At 61.3% G+C, this 18213-nt stretch carries 18 protein-coding genes, 1 tRNA gene and 2 pseudogenes; 7 read left to right on the top strand and 14 right to left on the bottom strand.

Translation table 11 applies throughout. The annotated features are described in order from the left end of the window. Window positions 1–18: 18 nt before the first annotated feature. The 4 genes from N554_RS0122720 (at window position 19) to N554_RS0122695 (ending at window position 5373) form a co-directional block, all read left to right on the top strand. Window positions 19–3183, top strand: coding sequence for an efflux RND transporter permease subunit (locus N554_RS0122720; RefSeq protein WP_029585584.1), 3165 nt, complete (start codon window positions 19–21; stop codon window positions 3181–3183). Then, a complete protein-coding gene (locus N554_RS0122715; protein WP_029585583.1) occupies window positions 3170–3469 on the top strand; it encodes a transposase in 300 nt (99 codons plus the stop codon). Before N554_RS0122720 ends, N554_RS0122715 begins: the two co-directional genes overlap by 14 nt. Before the next feature lie 562 nt (window positions 3470–4031). Continuing rightward, the gene (locus tag N554_RS0122700; protein WP_029585582.1) at window positions 4032–4727 is read left to right on the top strand and encodes a hypothetical protein; all 696 of its coding nucleotides are present in this window, start codon (window positions 4032–4034) and stop codon (window positions 4725–4727) included. A 439-nt stretch (window positions 4728–5166) separates the two neighbouring features. Then, entirely contained in the window at window positions 5167–5373 is a 207-nt protein-coding gene (locus tag N554_RS0122695; protein ID WP_029585581.1) for a hypothetical protein, read from the top strand. Window positions 5374–5435: 62 nt separating this feature from the next. Here N554_RS0122695 and N554_RS0122690 read toward each other — a convergent pair whose 3' ends face one another. The 5 genes and pseudogenes from N554_RS0122690 to N554_RS0122670 form a co-directional block, all read right to left on the bottom strand. Next, on the bottom strand, window positions 5436–6026 hold the full coding sequence (locus N554_RS0122690) for a DsbA family protein (protein WP_245283681.1): 591 nt from the start codon (window positions 6024–6026) through the stop codon (window positions 5436–5438). 224 nt (window positions 6027–6250) lie between these two features. Then, window positions 6251–6852, bottom strand: a pseudogene (locus tag N554_RS36245) (TSUP family transporter). An 89-nt stretch (window positions 6853–6941) separates the two neighbouring features. Beyond that, on the bottom strand, window positions 6942–7664 hold the full coding sequence (locus tag N554_RS0122680) for an LrgB family protein (protein ID WP_029585579.1): 723 nt from the start codon (window positions 7662–7664) through the stop codon (window positions 6942–6944). Next, on the bottom strand, window positions 7661–8047 hold the full coding sequence (locus tag N554_RS0122675; RefSeq protein WP_029585578.1) for a CidA/LrgA family protein: 387 nt from the start codon (window positions 8045–8047) through the stop codon (window positions 7661–7663). Before N554_RS0122675 ends, N554_RS0122680 begins: the two co-directional genes overlap by 4 nt. 185 nt (window positions 8048–8232) lie before the next feature. Beyond that, window positions 8233–8712, bottom strand: coding sequence for a hypothetical protein (locus tag N554_RS0122670; RefSeq protein ID WP_029585577.1), 480 nt, complete (start codon window positions 8710–8712; stop codon window positions 8233–8235). Window positions 8713–8993: 281 nt separating this feature from the next. On the opposite strand from N554_RS0122670, the gene N554_RS0122665 reads away from it, so the two are divergent. After that, window positions 8994–10079 carry an AbrB family transcriptional regulator gene (locus tag N554_RS0122665; RefSeq protein WP_029585576.1) on the top strand — a complete coding sequence of 362 codons (1086 nt, stop codon included), beginning with the start codon at window positions 8994–8996 and terminating at the stop codon, window positions 10077–10079. A gap of 141 nt (window positions 10080–10220) precedes the next feature. Further along, entirely contained in the window at window positions 10221–10445 is a 225-nt protein-coding gene (locus N554_RS36240) for a hypothetical protein (protein ID WP_029585575.1), read from the top strand. Window positions 10446–10489: 44 nt separating this feature from the next. Here N554_RS36240 and N554_RS0122655 read toward each other — a convergent pair whose 3' ends face one another. Then, complete coding sequence (locus N554_RS0122655) at window positions 10490–11029, bottom strand: disulfide bond formation protein B (RefSeq protein ID WP_051677639.1); 540 nt, start codon at window positions 11027–11029, stop codon at window positions 10490–10492. Window positions 11030–11317: 288 nt separating this feature from the next. On the opposite strand from N554_RS0122655, the gene N554_RS0122650 reads away from it, so the two are divergent. Next, window positions 11318–11402, top strand: a tRNA-Leu gene (locus N554_RS0122650). Between the two features lie 208 nt (window positions 11403–11610). Here N554_RS0122650 and N554_RS0122645 read toward each other — a convergent pair. The 8 genes and pseudogenes from N554_RS0122645 to minC all read right to left on the bottom strand — a co-directional run bounded on the left by N554_RS0122645 (window position 11611) and on the right by minC (window position 17907). Then, on the bottom strand, window positions 11611–12546 hold the full coding sequence (locus N554_RS0122645) for an NmrA family NAD(P)-binding protein (protein ID WP_029585573.1): 936 nt from the start codon (window positions 12544–12546) through the stop codon (window positions 11611–11613). 276 nt (window positions 12547–12822) lie between these two features. Next, window positions 12823–14151 carry a metal-dependent hydrolase family protein gene (locus tag N554_RS0122640; protein ID WP_029585572.1) on the bottom strand — a complete coding sequence of 443 codons (1329 nt, stop codon included), beginning with the start codon at window positions 14149–14151 and terminating at the stop codon, window positions 12823–12825. A 384-nt stretch (window positions 14152–14535) separates the two neighbouring features. Beyond that, window positions 14536–15201, bottom strand: a complete 666-nt coding sequence (locus N554_RS0122635; protein WP_029585571.1) for a hypothetical protein — start codon at window positions 15199–15201, stop codon at window positions 14536–14538. A gap of 142 nt (window positions 15202–15343) precedes the next feature. Next, window positions 15344–15607 carry a hypothetical protein gene (locus tag N554_RS0122630; protein WP_029585570.1) on the bottom strand — a complete coding sequence of 88 codons (264 nt, stop codon included), beginning with the start codon at window positions 15605–15607 and terminating at the stop codon, window positions 15344–15346. A gap of 346 nt (window positions 15608–15953) precedes the next feature. Continuing rightward, a pseudogene (locus N554_RS42175) lies at window positions 15954–16074 on the bottom strand (thioesterase family protein); the annotation flags it as partial. A gap of 17 nt (window positions 16075–16091) precedes the next feature. Beyond that, window positions 16092–16367 (bottom strand): cell division topological specificity factor MinE, encoded by a 276-nt coding sequence (gene minE / locus N554_RS0122625; RefSeq protein WP_029585569.1) that lies wholly within the window; start codon window positions 16365–16367, stop codon window positions 16092–16094. Then, complete coding sequence (gene minD / locus N554_RS0122620; protein WP_029585568.1) at window positions 16367–17185, bottom strand: septum site-determining protein MinD; 819 nt, start codon at window positions 17183–17185, stop codon at window positions 16367–16369. The genes minE and minD overlap by 1 nt, the downstream gene beginning before the upstream one ends. Before the next feature lie 20 nt (window positions 17186–17205). Next, window positions 17206–17907, bottom strand: a complete 702-nt coding sequence (gene minC, locus N554_RS0122615) for a septum site-determining protein MinC (RefSeq protein WP_029585567.1) — start codon at window positions 17905–17907, stop codon at window positions 17206–17208. Window positions 17908–18213: the final 306 nt, after the last annotated feature.

Raw genomic sequence — 18213 nt, 5'->3', positions numbered from 1 at the left:
CGAGACAGGAACCATTTCATGCGCTTCGCACACGTTTTCATCGATAGGCCTATATTTGCTACCGTACTGAGCGTCTTCGTCACTTTGATCGGGCTTGGCGCGCTCGTCGTTCTGCCGGTCGCTCAATATCCGGAAATCGTGCCTCCCACGGTTCAGGTCACGACCACCTACCCCGGTGCTTCCGCCGAGACGGTCTCGAAGACCGTTGCAACGCCGCTTGAACAGCAAATCAACGGCGTCGAGAACATGCTGTACTTGACCAGCCAATCGACCGGTGATGGCAAGCTGACGGTAACCGTGACGTTCCGGATCGGGACCGACCTCAACGTCGCGCAGATGCTGACGCAAAATCGCGTTCAGGACGCCCTCCCCCGGTTGCCGGACGACGTCCAGCGCCTTGGGGTGCAGGTGAGAAAGGCAACGCCCAACATTCTTTTGGCGGTCCACCTCTATTCGCCGGACAGTTCGCGTGACACCCTGTACTTGTCGAACTATGCGACGCTGCACGTAAAGGACGTGCTGGCGCGGCTGCCCGGCGTCGGCGATGTGCAATTTCAGGGCGCGCGCGAATACGCGATGCGTATCTGGCTCGATCCGGACAAGGTTGCGACTCACAATTTGAGCGCCGGCGAAGTGCTAGCGGCGCTGCGAGCGCAAAATGTTCAGGTCTCGGCCGGCATTCTCAACCAGCCCCCGGTCGCCTCGGAGCAGGCGTATCAGCTCAACGTGCAGACGCTGGGGCGGCTCGCCACGCCGGAGCAATTCGGCGCCATCGTGCTCAAATCCGATTCTCAGGGGCGCGTTACCCGCATCCGCGACGTCGGCCGCGTTGAAGTTGGTGCTGCCGACTATGGCTCGACCGCCTTCCTCGACCGCGGGCCGGGCCTGCCGCTGCTGATCTTCGCCCAACCCGGCGCCAATTCGTTGACCGTGGAGCACGAAGTTCTGACGACCATGGAGACGCTGTCAAAGGATTTCCCGCCCGGCGTCGCCCATAAAGTCATCTACGATCCAACCATATTCGTCGGCAAATCCGTCGACGAGGTCATCACAACCATCTTCGTTGCGATCCTTCTGGTTGTGGGCGTGGTCTTCCTGTTTCTCCAGAGCTGGCGGGCCGCAATCATTCCGGTGATTGCGATCCCGGTGTCTCTGGTCGGCACTTTCACGGTTCTGTACGCGGTCGGGATCTCCCTCAACAATCTTTCGCTGTTCGGGCTGGTGCTTGCGGTCGGCATCGTGGTCGACGACGCCATCGTCGTGGTCGAAAACGTCGAGCGAAATCTGGAACGCGGGATGACGCCTGCAAAGGCAGCCCACGTCACCATGGACGAGGTCGGCGGAGCTCTGATTTCAATCGCGCTGACGCTTTGCGCCGTGTTCGTGCCGTCAGCGTTCCTGTCGGGAATTTCCGGTCTGTTCTTCCGCCAGTTTGCGGTGACGATCGCCGCATCGACGTTGATCTCCTGTTTCGTGTCACTGACCTTGAGCCCGGCACTCTGCGCGGTTCTGTTCAAGGCGCACGAACCGGGCCACAAGAGCCGCCCCTCCGGCATTCGCCGCCTGGTGCAGGCAGGATTCGACAAGTTCAACTTTGGATTCGAGTGGCTGTCGACGAGTTATGGCCGCCTGACGCGGCGCTTCGTCCAGGCTACCGGCGCGGTGCTATTGGCTTATGCGGTGCTGATCGGTGTCACCGGCTTCCAGTTTGCCCGGGCGCCGACCGGGTTCATTCCGGAGCAGGACCAGGGCTATCTCATCTCCGTCGTGCAACTGCCCCCCGGCGCGACGCTGGATCGCACGGAAGCTGTCCTCAAGAAGGCGATCGACATCATCCTGACAACGCCAGGCGTCGAACATGTCGCGCCTTTCGCCGGCCTGGACGCGACGACTTTCACCGTCGCCTCCAACGCCGGAACGATTTTTTCGGGATTGCCGTCGCTGTATAGCCATCATATCGACGGCGTCACTGCGACGACCGTGCTGGAGGACCTGCGCAAACGCCTCTCTGTGATAGAGGGCGCCTATGTATTGACCATCCCGCCGCCACCGGTGCAGGGCCTCGGCACCGCCGGCGGTTTCAAGATGATGCTCCAGGACCGCGCCGGGCTTGGCTCTGCCGCGCTCGCCCACGCGGCGCAGACGCTCGTCGGAGCGGCCAACAAGGACCCAAGTTTCGCAGGGGTCTTTACCCTGTTCGGCACCGGCGCCCCGTCAATCTACGCCGATATCGATCGCGAGAGAGCCCAGAAGGTCGGCCTGACCCCGACGGACGTGTTTTCGACGCTGCAAGTTTATCTCGGTTCTCAGTACGTCAACGACTTCAATTATCTCGGCAGAACATATGAGGTGATCGCGCAGGCCGACGGAAGCTTTAGACGAGACCCGCAGGATATCTCACGGCTCAAGGCGCGGAACACGTCGGGCGAAATGGTACCCATTGGGACCGTGGCCAGGTTCAAATACGAGAACGTTCCGTACCGAGTACCGCGATACAATCTTTTCCCCGCGGCTGAAATCATGGGAGTGGCCGGACCGGGCGTGGCGACAGGCACGGCGCTGCAGAGGATGGAAGAACTCGCCCGTGAGGTTCTGCCGCCCGGCATCGGCTTCGAATGGACCGAACTGGCCTTCCAGCAACAGCAACCTGGAACGTCGTCCCTGCTCATCTTCGGCGCGGCAGCCCTGTTTGTCTTTCTGGTGCTCGCGGCTCAGTATGAGAACTGGAAATTGCCGCTCGCAGTGGTCATGATTGTGCCAATGTGCCTGCTCGCATCGGTTACGGGCCTGGTAACACGTGGCTTACCCATCGACGTCCTGGCACAGATCGGTTTCGTTGTTTTGGTGGGCCTGGCGGCCAAGAACGCGATTCTGATCGTAGAATTTGCACGACAGGCCGAAGAGCACGGTGCCACCCCAGGCGACGCGGCGGTCAGCGCAGCGCGGACCAGGCTCCGGCCTATTCTTATGACGTCGCTCGCATTTATTCTCGGCGTCGCCCCGCTCGTCGTCGCCACCGGCGCGGGCGCCGAGATGCGGCAGTCGCTAGGGACCGCCGTTTTCTCGGGCATGCTTGGCGTGACAGGGTTCGGTCTCCTGTTTACCCCGGCGTTCTATACCGTGGTTCGCAGGTTTGGTCGGAAAGCAAGCCAACCCGCGGACGTCGTCCATGCGCCAAAGTGAAGCGTTTCACGTCGGCAAAGAGTTTGACCGGCATGAAACCGTAAACCATGGCGCGGACGAATACGTGCGCGGCGATGCTCACACCAACACGTCGGAATGTTGTTTCAGCCTCATGAAGCGCGCAGTCGTTGGCGCTCATCATTCGATTAGCGAAGCCCATCTGCCGCGCTACCTCGCGGAGTGGGATTTCAAATGGAATACCCGCAAGGTCAAGGACGGGGAACGTGCGGCGCTGATTGCCAAGGGTATTGAGGGCAAGCGTCTCACGCACCGGCCGACTAACTAAGATCAAAACCAAAAAACAGGCCGTAAAACGTTTCCGTGCATGGCGGAAGCGGAACCCGAATCACCTAAAATAGGTCCCAAGCTACCGTCAGCGGCTTCTCCCATGACCGGCATTGCCGGGCTCCACGCCGCGAGAACTGCATAAGTGCAGTTCGGAGCAGCGGGCTTACACCCGCCAAATCATAGGAGACCCGATATGGCTCACCCCACATCGGGGCCGAAGAGTGTGCATGTGAATGCATACGTCCGGAGAAGGTTCGGCCGCTTTGAGCATGTCTGTGCTCATTGGCGTTCTTGGCCTAACCAACTCAGCTTCGGCTTCTAGGTCGGTCCGCAAAACCGGCCATTGCTAACGGTAGCTTGGGTTGCCCTCCAGCAACCGTGAGATGGCGAGGTCCGGCCTAACGGCTGGGCTTCGCTTTCTTCACTTTGCGTTTTTTCGTTTCGCGTGGGTCGGATTAGTCGGCTTCCCAAGCTTCATGTCGCCGTGCGCCTTGGGAGGCGTTGAGAGCATCCGCCGCGCGATCTCAATTGTTGCTTCATCCAGATCAGGTTTTTTCGCCATGACGACCGTCAAATTCGAATTTACCAAGGAACAAGCAGAAGACCTCAACCAGGTTCACGCCGAATTCCACCACGCCTACGGCGTTGCCATGTCCCAGTGGGCGGGCGTAGAGCGAAGCCTGTACCTATGGTTTGTACACGTCACGCAAATGAAGGAAAAGGTAGCCCGCGCTGTTTTCTACTCGGCGCGAAGCTTCAACGCACGCGCCGAAATGCTGCAAGCGGCCATCGATCAGGGCGGCCATCTTGCGCCAGAGCGGCTAGAGTTCATTCAAAAAGCCCTTGGGAGAGCGTGGGGTTACAGCAGCTTTCGCAACAGAATGGCGCACGGCGAACCCATGATGAACATTCTGGATTTGAAGGGCCAGCCCCGGAAGGTTTCGTGGTCCATCGTACAAGGGAAAACGCGGGATAGAGCAACCGACATTTCGATGGAAGATTTTGAAACAGCACACAGAAACTTTTACATGCTGCAAAACCTCCTGATCGACACTCACCCTACTCCCGGTGTCGGGAATCCAGACCATCAATGGCCCGCAAAAGCTCTTCAGCTACTAAGCGAACTGCCCACTGAGGCGAATTCCAAAACCGTCCCGAATCCAAAAGCACCTTCGTCGCAACCTCAAGCCGACGGTCGGGTGAACAAGAAGGCTTACAGGGAGCAGCAACAGGCTGCGAAAGATCGTCCCGACTAAATGGAACGATCTCCGCGCTTACGCGATTTACCTTGCCGCCCTGTCCCTCCCGCAACTCGCACATCGGACCTTCCGTTGTCGAGTATATAGTCGCCTACTCAGAGCCTGACTCAAAAAGCGGCTAGTAGAACAGACCACTTCTCGTCATTGCGAGGAGCGAAGCGACGAAGCAATCCAATAACAGCCATACTAAATCCTCTGGATTGCTTCGCGGAGCCTGTCATCGGGCGCGCATTCGCGCGACCCGGTGGCTCGCAATGACGGTCTCAAAATCCCTCATTTTGTTGCAAAATCCCTCATTTTGTTGCATGCATTTCCGGTCATACTCTCAGGATACGCGAGGGCGCGCTCCTCGGGATAACGACGGAACGTATGGTGCGCACGCTGCCAACGGGAACCATCCCAACTCCCTTGCGTTACCTTGATCGGAGGTTCTGTCATGCGCGTTTTTCTCGGAATGATCTTGGGCGCGTTGCTGCTGGTTGCCGGCGTCTACATCTATGACTCGATGTCGACCTCGACGGTTGCCAGCGGCCAGACCGCGCAGGCCAATCGCACCATCGTGAACTGGGACCGCGTGGCGGCCGATTGGGACGTGCTGAAGCGCCGTGCGCGCGACGACTGGATCAAGCTTTCATCAAAGTAATCGCGGATATTAGCCTGCAAAGCGCGCCTTCGTCCTTGACGCGGGCGCTGTTGCGATTTGCGCTACTGCTTGTCTGCCGCAGCTTTCCGTGCGTCGGCAATCGCCTGATTGAACTGCGCCATGGTCAGCATACCCGGCACCCGAAACTTGCCGACGATAAAGGACGGCGTGCCTCTGAATCCGAATGCGGTCGCTTGATCGCGATTGCGCGCGATGATGGCGTCGATCGCCTTGGCATTGGTTGCGAGGTCGCGGTTGAGGCGATCGACATCGATGCCCGCGCCGGCGAGCAGCTCGCGGATGCGCGGCTCGGTCAGCTTTGAGCTGGCGCTGATCAGCGCGTCATGAGCCTGAATGAATTTGTTCTGGTATTTGCTCGCCAGCGCCATCCGCGCCGCGATCACCGAGACCTCACCGAGAACCGGCCAGTCCTTCAACACCAGGCGGACCTTGCCGTCGTCCTGCACGACCTGGCGCAGCTCCGGCGCGATCTTATGGCAATAGGGACACTGGTAGTCGAAATATTCGACGATCGTGATGTCGCCATCGGGATTGCCGGCCACCGGAATATCCGGATCGCGCAGCACCAGCGCTTCCGTCAGCACCGTTTCGTCGCTTTGTGCCAGCGCCGATCGCGGCGCGAGGCCAAGCATCGCAGCGCCCGCGCCGAGCAGGCGAAACGTTTCGCGCCGGCTGTGCCGCTGATACAGCCGGGCCAATCCGATCGCTTCGTTCATATCTGGTCTCCCGGCCAACGAGCATTTTCCGGCTAAGTGGAATCCGATTAGCCACAGGAAAATGCTCCGAACCCATATTTTGCGTATTCCATCCGCAAAACCTGTATCCAACTTTTGCGGAACACGCGCGCCATTGACGCTCAAGATACGCCCAGATAGCGCGCCAACATATAGAGCGCCACCACAATAATGACAGCGGCGAACACGGTGTTGAGGGCGCCGCGCCGCGCCGACAGCAGCCGGGCGAAGCGGGTGTCGATCAATCCGCCACCCATGCCGAAGAAGCCGGACAGCGTCCCGGTCGCGAGCCCGAGGCCGACAATGGCGGGCATATTGGTCCAGTTCATCTTCACGTCGGGCAAGCCGATCCGCGATCGCGCCTTCAGCATCAGTAACGCGATCACCAACATGAACAGCGCGAACAGCGCCAGCAGTTTCTGGTCGTCGAGCATCTTGCCCAAAACCGATCCAGCGAACGCGCCATGATTCCCGCAGCAGCGAAGGTTAGCGCGCAGGCCCAGCGCACGGTGCCGCCGCGCGCATGATTCGACAGATTGACCGCTGCGTTGGCCGCCACCGCGATGGCGCTGGTGCCGATCGCCACATGGGCGTCGGACACGCCGACCACATAGACCATCAGCGGTACCGCGAGGATCGATCCGCCGCCGCCGACCAGGCCAAGGGAAAATCCGACCAACGCTCCCGATGCCAGTCCCAGCACGCCCTGCATCGTCGAGATCATCAATATAGTCGCCTCGCTTGCACGGGCGGGACCCTAGAAGGATTTTCTGCAAATCTCCATGGCGACAGCATAAAAAACTGCGATGAGGATCAGCGCATCATCAGCGTCACCGCCAGCGGCACCAGCAGCGAGGTCACGAGCGCGTTGAGGCTCATGGCGACGCCAGCGAACACGCCGGCGATCGCGTCGACCTGAAACGCGCGTGCGGTGCCGATGCCGTGCGCCGCGATGCCGACCGCGAATCCGCGGGCGCGGAAATCCGTAATGCCCGCCCGGTTCATCAGGGGTGTGACGATGATCGCGCCCATGATGCCGGTGAGGACGACCGCGACCGCCGTCAGCGAGGGATCGGCGAGCAGCGATTCGCTGATGCCCATGGCAACGCCGGCGGTGACCGATTTCGGCGCCAGCGACAAAACCACCGCGCGCGGTAGGCCCGCGGCCTCTGCCAGCAAGACGACCGAAACGATCGCGGTCACGGAGCCCATCACCAGGGCGGCCAGCATCGGCAGGATCGCCGCCGCCACGACCTTGCGGTTTTCGTAGAGCGGCACCGCCAGCGCCACGGTCGCCGGCCCGAGCAGGAAGTGCACGAACTGGGCGCCGCCGAAATAGGTCGTGTACGATGTGCCCGTGAGTAGCAGGAACGCGCCGATGATCCACATGGAATGAAGCACGGGATTGGCGAGCGGATGACGCTGCGTGGCCAGCGATACCGCGTCGGCAACCGCATAAATGAGTAACGTCACCGTCAACCAGAGCAGCGGCGATTGCGAAAGGTAGACCCACAGCGAGAACGGATTTTCGCTCATGGCGCGTTACGTCCGCGCGCCAACAAGCGGCTCGCGACCAGAAATGTCGTCACCGTCACCAGTAAGGTCACCACCACGGAGATCGCGAGCACGGCTGTGATGGCGATGCCATGCGCCGCGATCAGATCGAGCTTCTGCACGACGCCGACCCCGGCCGGTACAAACAGCAGCGACAGATGCGCGAGCAGGCCCCGGCTGGCGTTCTCCACCCCATCGTGGTGCAACGGCCCGCGCGCGAGAACGCCGAAACGATCGCGCGCCGACAGCAACAGCAGTAAAAGCAAAAGGCCGACCACCGGTCCCGGCATCGGCAGGCCGAGCCCGCGCACGAAGACTTCGCCAATCAGTTGACACAGCAGAATAAGGCTCAGGCTGGCTATCATTCGTCGATCCGCGCGGAAAACTTCCGTATCAGGCGATCCCGCCGCACGCTTGTCAATGACAGCCTTTTGTTTCGAACGCGTGCCGCGCAAGCGCGCAGCTGATCGCAAAGTCGGCCGAGAATTGCTCGACGAATAAGCGCGCGGCCAGTGGAAGCCTCCTCCGGCCGCGCGCCGTCTCGAATGGCTCAGCCTTTCAGTTTCTTGGTGCACTCGCTGTAATAGCCGCCGCCCTTCTGGATCCATTTCAATCCGCCATTGGCATTACTAGCCTTGTTGGCGTTGTATTGATCGACGCAGGTGTGCATCCGGGCCTTGCCCGCGGTTTCCTTGGAATATTTCGGATCCACGGCGGATGGGAACACTGCAGGCCCGGCAGGCGCCGGCGCCGCGGCAGGGGCGGCTTCCTTCTTCGGCTTGGCCTGCGCCTCTTTCGACGCGGCAGCAGCTGCAGCCGGCGCCGCAGCAGGTGCCGCTGCGGCGTCCGCGCCGCATTGGGCTTTGCGGAAATCATTCCACTTTTGCCCACCGAGCGTCCCGGCGGCTTTCGCGGCCTGATATTTCGCGCTGCATTCCTGCGTGGTCAGGGCTTGCGCCGACGATGTCGCCGCGAGCGCCGCAAAGCCCGACGCCGCAACCGCGTACAATATTTTGGCTTGAATGGTCATCCTTGGTCTCCTTGGGGAGTTGATCTTGAAGCCCCATCCTAGCGCGGCGACGGCGGGTGACAACGGCGCAAACAACCTTTGCGTGAAAATATCGTGATCGCGAAACCTCCCGGCAGCGGATTTATTCACCCGCGGTTCAGCCGTCGCCGCGCAACGTTTCGTTCCTCTGAACCCCATCAGCGAGGCATGACGGCAGATCAGCGGAGCGGCGTGCCCCGTCGCGCAATGCTGCATGTGCGCTGCGCATTTGTCCGTTGTGCCGGGATTTGCCATAACGCGCCGTGAGCCAAATCCCTGCATCGTTGGCGTTTGCCGTTCCCAGCCGCGCCAAAACCCTCAACGTGCTCGAAACGCTGGTAATCGGCGCCACCGGCGGCGCGCTGTTTCTTTGGGCAAATCTTCCGGGGGGGTTGATTTCCGGCGCCATGATTGCGGTCGGCATTGCCGCCATCGGGGGGCGGCCGCTTACCATGCCGCCGATCCTGACCCAGACGGTGCTGTTGCTGCTCGGGATTTCGCTGGGCTCGCTGGTGTCGCAGCAGCTTTTGCAGCACATGGGCGCCTATCCGCTGACCATTGCGCTCCTGGCGATCGCCACCTTCTGCTCGACATTCGGCAGCAGCCTCTACCTGCAGCGCTTCCACGGCTGGGACCGGACCTCGGCATTTCTGGCCGGAAGCCCCGGCGCGCTGTCGCAGATCACGATGCTCGCCATCGAGAAAGGCGCCGATGTGTCGGCGATCGCGGTGGTGCAGACGATGCGCGTGATCATTCTCACCGCCGCCCTGCCGCTGCTGCTGGCGCTGACCGGAATTGCCGCGTCGGCGCCGCCCCCTGCGGCGGCGGCGGTCGCCTCTCCGCTCGAATTGACCGAGCTGATCGCGGCGTCGATAGCGGTGGCGCTGCTGCTGCGGCTGATAAAATTTCCGGCAAGCTGGATGTTCGGCGCGATGATCGGCTCAAGCGTGCTGCACGGCACCGGACTGATCGAGGGCGGCCTGCCGCCCTGGGTGCGAGGGGTGGCGCTGGTTGGCATCGGCACGCTGATCGGCTCGCGGTTTGCGCGGATGACGATCAAAACCCTGCTCAGCCATATCAATGCGGCGCTGGGGTCGTTCGCCGTCGCCATCATCATTTCCGCGGTATTCGTCGCGGTGATCGCGATGACCACCCAGGTGCGGTTCGCCGACATCATCGTGGCGTTCGCGCCAGGCGCGATGGACGCGATGCTGGCGCTGGCGCTGACGCTGCATATCGACCCGATCTTCGTCGGCGCACATCATTTGTCGCGCTTCGTGTTCGTGAGCATTGCGACGCCGGGCATCGTCCATCTGTTCGGACGCCCGCAGGAAGATGTGGACGATTGAGTCCCGCCGGCCCACCGGCACGACGCCTAAATTTTTCTTTATCACGTTTGTAAACGGGTGCGTGAATCAGGCTCGCATCCCTATGCCGCGATGCGCATCTCCCCGCCATCGGGGATTCTGACACAGCAAGGAAGCACAACCATGATGAAGAAACTCGCTTTAACCGCATCGATCATGATGCTGGTCGCGATCTCAGGACAGGCGCTTGCGCGCACGGCCGCACCGAACGCGCAGTATTGGTCCGAAGCGACCGACCCCTCGGACCGGCAAGTGGTACATGCCTTCAACGCTTTCGATGATCCGGCGATGCAGACGCTCGAGCCCGATGAACACCGTTATCATGGCGGACCGAAAACCAACGATTGACGCTTGATGTCGATATGGGCTCTCGCTGACGTGGAGAGCTCATATCACTTCCGGGCGGAACGCCGGATACCCCACACCGCGACCGCTGCCATCAAAAGCGAGATCAGCACGTTGTAGCCCGCCAGCGACAGGCCGAGAAAGCGCCACTGCACCTTGTCGCAGCGGATCACCCTCACGGTATCGAGCCGCTCCAGCAGGTTGGCGGCGCTGCCGAGGTTTCCGATCGGGCCGGTGCAATCGGTCGGCCCCTGCCAAAGACCCCATTCGACGCCGGCGTGATAAGCCCCAATCCCGGCATTGCCGAGCGCGGCAGCTGCGAGAATGGCGAGGCCCGCATAAAGCAGCGCGCGGGGCGCATCCTTCGCCGCGGCCAGCGCCATCAACGCACCGAGCGGGATCGCCAGATAATAGGCGTAGCGCTGTTCGAGGCAGAGCGGACAAGGACGGATATCCAGCACCAGCTGAAAGAACCACGCACCCGCCAGCGTCGCCGCCGCAATGATGGTGATCGCCAACGCCGCCGTGAGCGCGGGGCTGACGTCGGCACGCGCATGCGACCGGTTCGCCGTGGTGTCGAGCTTCACGTTGATCTCCTCGAGTGAGAGCCTCCTATCCTGCGCGCCCGGCGCTGTCGAGGCGACGCCTCATCACACCGGGGTGTTTTGTTGGCCTTCACGACGCGGCGGAAACGATTGGTCCCCCGCGTGCGTTGCATCCGGCCCTGCTGTCCCCTGTATAGCTCCGGCGAAGGCGTTTGAAGCCGGCATCTGGGGCTTTGGGTCAAAGCGGACACGCGTGGGTTGACCGGCAGGCCGCGCCCGCTATATTCCGCCGGCTTCGCGACCCTCGCTTGACCGGCGAGCGTCCGAAAAGCCCCTGTGGCGGAATTGGTAGACGCGCTCGACTCAAAATCGAGTTCCGCAAGGAGTGCTGGTTCGATTCCGGCCAGGGGCACCAACCTACGCTGCTTCGCAGTTTCGGTTGGCAGGCCATGAAGCGGCGTCGCTTGCCCACCGTAACCTTGTAAAAAGGTGGGTTTGGGAAATTTCCAGGACTTCGGCTTGTGACCCAACTCGGACTTCCCGAATGCTGACGCTCGTTCGCGGCAGTGTCACGGCCTGACACAAACGCCTCGTAAAGTAAAAGGCCCCGTCGAATGGCCCGCTCAAGCCGCGGTTCCATCCCGCGTGAATTCAGCGGCATGCAGCTTGACGAAGTCGTACATGCTGATCGGCTTCTGGCCTGTGAGCTTGAACAGGTCGTCGGTCATACGGTCGTAGCGGCCCTGCTTGTTCAGCTCCGTCATCACGGAGAGGTGCTTGACGACGTGCGCCGGCACGCCCGCCCCCAGAAGCTTTTCGCTCCAGCCGGAGAGTGGCACGTCGCGATAGCGGATCGTCCGACCGAGCGCCTCGGAGAACACGCGCGCGTAGTGCTCCAGATCGGCAGATTCAAAGCCGGTCAGATTGTAGATCTGGCCGATGTGCGGCGCGGGATCGTCGAGGATCACGGATACGGCGCGCGCCACGTCCACAGCCGAGATCGGCGAGGTTTTGCCGCCGCCCATTGGCAGCGCCAGTTCGTCGGCATCCCGCACGCCCGGGGCAGCGAAAAGCCGGAAGAACCCATCGAGGAAGACCGTGGGCCGCACGGTGACGACCGGGAGGCCCGACCAGGACAAAGCCTGTTCCGCCAGCCAGTTCAGCTTGTGCTGCGGACTGTCGGTGCTCTCGGTGATGCTCATCTGCGTAACGGTCATCTGAGACATGTTCACGAAAGCTTCAACGCCGTGATGACGCGCCACGGCGGCGGTGTTGACCGTGGCCGTCAGGTAATCGGCAGAAACCGACATGCCGAAATAGACACTCGCGCAACCTTCGATCGCGCGGTGCATCGCGGTGAGGTCGGTCAGGTCGCCTTGCATGACCTCGGCGCCGCGCTTGCGCAGGTTCTCGGCGCGTTCATCTTCCCGGCGCACCAAGGCTCGCACCTTGTGCCCTTTGGCGAGCAGCATTTCGGTGAGATTACGGCCAATGGGACCGACGGCGCCAGCCGCGCCGGTCACCAAGATCGGACTAGCATGGGACGATTGCGCGGTCATTTCAATTGCCTCTGGATAAGTTCAGATTGCGGGACGATCGCCGGGGTTACAGGACCTCGAGGCGGCTGCATTTTAGGTGGTTAGGGTGGTCGGATACTCAAGGGTGAAAACGTTTCACCTATTGCGGGAAATTGACCGCTCGGCATTTTGGGAGTTTTGCAACACTATCTGCCAATGACGGACGTCGATCCTGCGATGGCACCGTCTGGCTTGACGTAGGCACGTTGCGAAAGATCCGAGGACGCGAGATAGCAATCCGAAAGCGTGTGCGGTTGGTCACTTGGTCAAAGCGTTCTTGTAGATGACGCCGTCCTTCATGATGATTTTGAAGCTATTGGCGGGATCGGCAATCAGGTTGATGTTGTCCAGCGGATTTCCGTCGACAAGCAGCAAATCCGCGAGTGCGCCCTGTTCCACGACGCCGAGCTTGCCGGGATAGGGATTGCGCTTGCCGGACAGCGCCAGCAGTTCGGCGTTTGTCGATGTCGCCATGACCAGCGCTTCGGCGGGGGTGTACCAACGGGCGAGCGAGGCCAGAATTGCCCCTTGTTGCTGCGCCAGCGCGCGGGAGAACAGCACATCGGTGCCCCACGCCGTCTTGATCTTGTACTTCTTCGCCAACTCGTAGGACCTGGCTATGCCGGGCCAGACCTCATCCGCCTTGGCTCGCTGGACGGAACCCACGGGAAAGCCCAGCCTGAGGTCCTCGGGGAGCGGCTGCATGCTCAGCCAAACGCCCTTCTCGGCGATCAGTTTGGCGGTTGGTTCGTCCATCAGGAAGCCGTGTTCGATACACTTCACGCCGGCGGCGATAGCCCCCCGGATCGCAGCCGGCGTAAAGGCGTGCGCGACGACGTACGTGCCCCAATTCTCGGCTGCTTCAACCGCGGCGCGCAGTTCGGCCTCGGTGAAGGTGGTCACGTCGATCGGACTGAAGGGTGATGACACTCCGCCGCCCGCTGTCAACTTGACTTGGGAGGCGCCCTGCATGAGCTGTTCGCGCGCGCGCACGCGCACCTCGTCAGGGCTGTCCGCAACCATGGCGCCACCGAGCTGCTCCATGCGGGTGAGCATGCCGCCGATCGTCCGCGGCAGATCGGTTAACTGGCGGAAATCCCCGTGCCCGCTCGTGACAGTGATCATGGCGCCGGACGGATAGATACGCGGGCCTTTGACGATGCCCTCATCAATGGCGCGCTTGAGACCGAACACCGGCCCGCCCACGTCGCGAACGGTGGTGAAGCCGCGCATCAGAGTGTCCGTCGCTTCGTCGCCAGCCACGAGATTGTTGAAACCGACGTCACCGAACGCCTGTGCCGGGGTCGTGCGCGCCAGCATCGCGTGCCAATGATTGTCGATCAGGCCGGGCATCAGCGTGCGCCCGTTTCCGGCGACGCGCAGAGCGCCTGCTACCGCGATCTGAGCCGTAGAAATACGCTCGATGACGTTGCCCTTGACCAGCACATTCGACGGAGCGGAAAGGGCTGCGCTCTTTCCGTCGAAGATTCGGACATTTTCGAAAAGCACATCGTCGGCGCTCGCGGCGGTACAAAATCCCAGCGCGAGAACTGCCGCGAGCCATCCTCCGCCGACGGGAAGCAACATGGAAGCTCTCCGCGCAAGAAAGCTTGCATTATAGCGGCCTAAGCCAGACCGTTGGAAGGGGGAGCGCAACACTGAGAAGAACTCAGTGTGAGCAAATGTCTTCCGAGTTACCCTCGAAGCGGACATCGCTTAATACAGTTCGGCATGTCTCAAACGGGCCGACAGTGTTGCAAAAGTCTTTTTGCGTCACTGAACACACGTTTTCCGGCCTGTAGGCGCGGCGATCGAATGATCATGTGGGGGACCACGTCATCCTACGACGAACTCACAGGCGAATTCGGCTAGTTGCGGAAAATCAGTCGGACGGCGTTTGGGGTTTTGCAGCACTATCGGCACTTTTCGGACCTCGCGCGATGTCCGACTTGAGCGCCCTTGCGGCCTCGCTCAAATCAGCGACGCCACCTTCTCCAACCCGATAATGCGGGCAAGCTTGCGGACTTCCTGCTTTTGATCTTCGCGCAATTGGAACAACAGCGGCATCGCGGCCGATTTCAGCTGCTGGACTTCCTCGGCTTCGGGATCGATTGGGACGCCAGTGGCGTTCGGATCGGCATTGCGGGTAGCGTGAATCTTGCGGGCCACCGCGCGCAGCGCGTTTTCCACCGCCGGCCAGTAGGATTCCTGCGCGGAAGAAAGCTTGAGGCGCTCCTTGATGCCGGCGATCTGCGCGTCGCTGAGCAGCGCGTAGGATTTTTGCGGCTGCGGCTTACTGGCAAGCCTGGGCTTCTGCGGCGCCAACGGTGCTGCCGGCATCGCCGTCGGGGCTGTCAGCTTCGGCCCCTCGATGTCGGCCGGGGCGGTGGATGCGAAGGCCTGCCACATCGGCGCGGCCGGAGCAGCGGTTTGCGGCGGTTCGAACGAGGCCAGCGCAGCGGTAGCGAACGCCAGCCTGTCTTTCTTGCTTTCCCGGTTTGCGACAGGGGGCTTGTCGACCGGGGAAGCCTCCTCCAGCGGTGCCGCCGGCACGCTGTCACGGCTGAGAATGCTGGTGGCGGCCGCGCCGACGACCAGCAAACACAGCAGCGCGATGATGGTAGTGGTTCGCGTCAAGCAGCTCTCCCCGTTCCCGTCGACGGCCCACGATCAGTTTGCCAACAACTGGGCGGTAATTGTGGCCTAACCGTGCCGCCCTTGCGGCATCGGCGAATTTGAAAGCAGGACCGGCCGCTAGTCTAGACTAGGGATACGAAAATCAGGCGGCCACGGAGAGATCGTAGGCCTCCTGGATATCGGCAACGATATCGGACGCTTCCCAGAGCGCATCCGGCGCGACCGACCGCAGGCTGATGGTCCAGTTGCCGCCCTTTCTGCTGCGCGGCGTGCTGACGATGTCGAATTCCACGTTCCGGCACAGCGGATGCCGCTCGAGCGCATAGGCGACCCGCACCCTGATCTCATCGAGGGTTGCTGGCGTTTTTGCATCTGGCGTTTTTGCATGGAGTGTCTCGAAATCCATCTCGCATCCCCTTCGAGCGGCAGTTTCTGGCGCGACCGCCCCGGCAGCGGTGAACGGCCTTTGAGGATGATTTTTGGGGCGGGATTGGTTAATGGCGCGTTAAGGCAGGAACCGCCGGCCGCGATTGCGCGCCGTCGCCTCTGGCGAGATCCGACCCAACCAAGTGTGGCCGCGAACCGGACCGAGCCATCGGATGCGGACGTCGGCGGCGCGGTACTCCGCAACGCGTGCGCCACGAGCTGATCGACCGAAAGCACCTCGGTCACACCAGAGGTGAATGCCCCGCGCTCCAGATATCGCGCCAGCGCGCGGGGCGTTTTTCTCGCGCGCCTCTTCGCGACGCACCCGGACGCATCCGGTCGATCGTTACGCGCGCAATTCTGATCGGACGCGCCCGAGCCGTGCTGCATAGGGGCATCCCATGGTCCGGCGGCATCGGGACTCGTGACGACGCGATTGCCGTCCATCCGTTAGATGACGTCCATCAAACCGCAGCCGCGAGCGATCTTTCAAAGCCGTTGGGCACTTCAATATCGACTTCAAGCGTCGATACATGTTTGCCCCGCTCCATCCTGACGATGACTTTTTCCGGATCAAGCACGACATGCTTTGAGACCACGGCAAGAATCTCTGCCCGCAGCAGTCCCAACAATTCAGGCTGGCCGCGCAAGCCGCGTTCATGCGCCAAAAGTATCTGCAACCGTTCCCGTGCAACAGGCGCGGAAGCAGCACGGCCACCTATCAGCCGCAGCAGATTCATCATGCAGCCCTCCGTCGTAGTAACCGGTTCATGAAGCTTTTGCGTTCGACCGGCGGCACCATCATGGTGACAGTTTCACCCATCAGACGACGCACCGCGTCCATGTAGGCGCGGGCCGGGGCGCTGTCGGCGTTGTTCAGAGTGACCGGTGATCCGACGTTCGACGCCCGCAGAACGTCCTGGCTCTCAGGAATGATGCCGAGCAGCGGCGTCGCAAGGATTTCAAGGATATCCTCGATGCTGAGCATTTCCCCCCGTGCTGCGCGCGCCGAGTCATATCGGGTGATCAGCACATGCTTCTCTACCCGCTCGCCCCTCTCCGCCCTCACGGTCTTTGAGTCGAGCATTCCAATGATGCGGTCGGAGTCGCGCACCGAGGAGACTTCGGGATTAGTGACGATGACAGCCTCGTCCGCATAGCGCATCGCAAGGGTCGCGCCCCGCTCGATGCCCGCCGGGCTGTCGCAAAGGATCCAGTCAAAATTGGTCCGCAGATCGGCGATAATTTTTCCGACACCCTCGTCCGTCAGGGCATCCTTGTCCCTGGTCTGGGATGCGGGAAGCAGCCACAAATTCTCCAACCGCTTGTCGCGAATGAGAGCTTGCGAGAGCTTTGCAACGCCCTGCACCACGTTGATGAGGTCGAACACAACCCGTCGTTCCGCCCCCATGACCAGATCGAGGTTGCGCAGGCCGACGTCGAAGTCGATGACAACCACTTTTTCGCCCATCTGCGCGAGCGCCGCGCCGAGCGCGGCTGTGGAAGTGGTCTTTCCAACGCCCCCTTTTCCGGACGTCACCACCAAGACTTTGGCCATTTCCTTACCTCCTTTGCCGATTAATTCAGTGGTGTAATTTTCATGATATTGCCGTCGAGCCACGCCTGAGCGGGCCGATTGCGTAGGCCGTCGCTGATGTCTTCAGCAGTCTGGTAGTAGCCGTCGATTGCCAGGAGCTCGGCCTCGATTTTCTGACAAAAAATCCGCGCGGCTGCATTGCCGTTGACGCCCGCCATCGCACGGCCGCGGAGCGTTCCGTAGACGTGGATAGACCCCCCGGCGACAATCTCGGCACCGGAACCGACCGAACCCAGCACGGTCACATCGCCTTCAGCAAAAAAGACCGATTGACCGGAGCGCACCGGGCTGTCGAGCAGCAGAGACGCTGGTTTTGGTGTTGATTTGGCTTCAGCCTTCTTTTGCGGCTCAACCTGCGCGAGCACACAAGGGCGTCCGCCCGTCAGCAAAGGCGGCATGCTCGTGGTGAGGTGAGCGGCGTCCACACCCTCGATGCCAAGGACGCGAATATCTCGTTGTTCAAGGCTTGCGACGAGGTGTCCGATACCGGATTGGCTCAGGTCCACCGCAGACAGATCCAGCACCACCGGCTTGCCGACAAAAAAGCCGGGCGACCGGGAGAGCATTTCGTCTATTTCTTCAAGCCAGCCTGCGATCGGAACGACGGGGCTAAATACAAACGCAACGTAAGAGCGGCCCCGCATTCGAACCAGCTGACGTGTTGGCGCCGCAGATGCGTCCATTGTGGTCGACTCACCTTTCTTATTGAATAGTTAAAGATCGGCGGTCTGGGTTAACGGTTGATTAACGCAAGACGCTATTTGGCTGCGCAACGGCCGGTTGGATCTCCTTGAATGAAGATTTTGTGCGCTCAGGCTTCGACATTGCGATACGGCAATTCGAAACCCTGAGATTATTTTGTCGAGTTAGTGGCCGGCACTGCGTTGCGGAAATAGCCCGTCATAGCCCGGTGCACAGCGATGGGGCTAGGCATCAAACATCGCACCGACGATGTTGATCGACAAAAACTAGCCCTGATTTGGTCGAGG

Origin of the sequence: Bradyrhizobium sp. URHD0069, assembly GCF_000701345.1 — a bacterium.
In the GTDB taxonomy this organism is placed as follows: Bacteria; Pseudomonadota; Alphaproteobacteria; order Rhizobiales; family Xanthobacteraceae; genus Bradyrhizobium.
This window is presented reverse-complemented; position numbering and strand designations above follow the sequence as displayed.

Bases quoted from the DNA above. Each gene is read 5' to 3' on its own strand.
- N554_RS0122720 (WP_029585584.1), top strand. From the start codon at position 19: ATGCGCTTCGCACACGTTTTCATCGATAGGCCTATATTTGCTACCGTA.
- N554_RS0122715 (WP_029585583.1), top strand. From the start codon at position 3,170: ATGCGCCAAAGTGAAGCGTTTCACGTCGGCAAAGAGTTTGACCGGCAT.
- N554_RS0122700 (WP_029585582.1), top strand. From the start codon at position 4,032: ATGACGACCGTCAAATTCGAATTTACCAAGGAACAAGCAGAAGACCTC.
- N554_RS0122695 (WP_029585581.1), top strand. From the start codon at position 5,167: ATGCGCGTTTTTCTCGGAATGATCTTGGGCGCGTTGCTGCTGGTTGCC.
- N554_RS0122690 (WP_245283681.1), bottom strand. From the start codon at position 6,026: ATGCTTGGCCTCGCGCCGCGATCGGCGCTGGCACAAAGCGACGAAACG.
- N554_RS0122680 (WP_029585579.1), bottom strand. From the start codon at position 7,664: ATGAGCGAAAATCCGTTCTCGCTGTGGGTCTACCTTTCGCAATCGCCG.
- N554_RS0122675 (WP_029585578.1), bottom strand. From the start codon at position 8,047: ATGATAGCCAGCCTGAGCCTTATTCTGCTGTGTCAACTGATTGGCGAA.
- N554_RS0122670 (WP_029585577.1), bottom strand. From the start codon at position 8,712: ATGACCATTCAAGCCAAAATATTGTACGCGGTTGCGGCGTCGGGCTTT.
- N554_RS36240 (WP_029585575.1), top strand. From the start codon at position 10,221: ATGATGAAGAAACTCGCTTTAACCGCATCGATCATGATGCTGGTCGCG.
- N554_RS0122645 (WP_029585573.1), bottom strand. From the start codon at position 12,546: ATGACCGCGCAATCGTCCCATGCTAGTCCGATCTTGGTGACCGGCGCG.
- N554_RS0122640 (WP_029585572.1), bottom strand. From the start codon at position 14,151: ATGTTGCTTCCCGTCGGCGGAGGATGGCTCGCGGCAGTTCTCGCGCTG.
- N554_RS0122630 (WP_029585570.1), bottom strand. From the start codon at position 15,607: ATGGATTTCGAGACACTCCATGCAAAAACGCCAGATGCAAAAACGCCA.
- minE (WP_029585569.1), bottom strand. From the start codon at position 16,367: ATGAATCTGCTGCGGCTGATAGGTGGCCGTGCTGCTTCCGCGCCTGTT.
- minD (WP_029585568.1), bottom strand. From the start codon at position 17,185: ATGGCCAAAGTCTTGGTGGTGACGTCCGGAAAAGGGGGCGTTGGAAAG.
- minC (WP_029585567.1), bottom strand. From the start codon at position 17,907: ATGGACGCATCTGCGGCGCCAACACGTCAGCTGGTTCGAATGCGGGGC.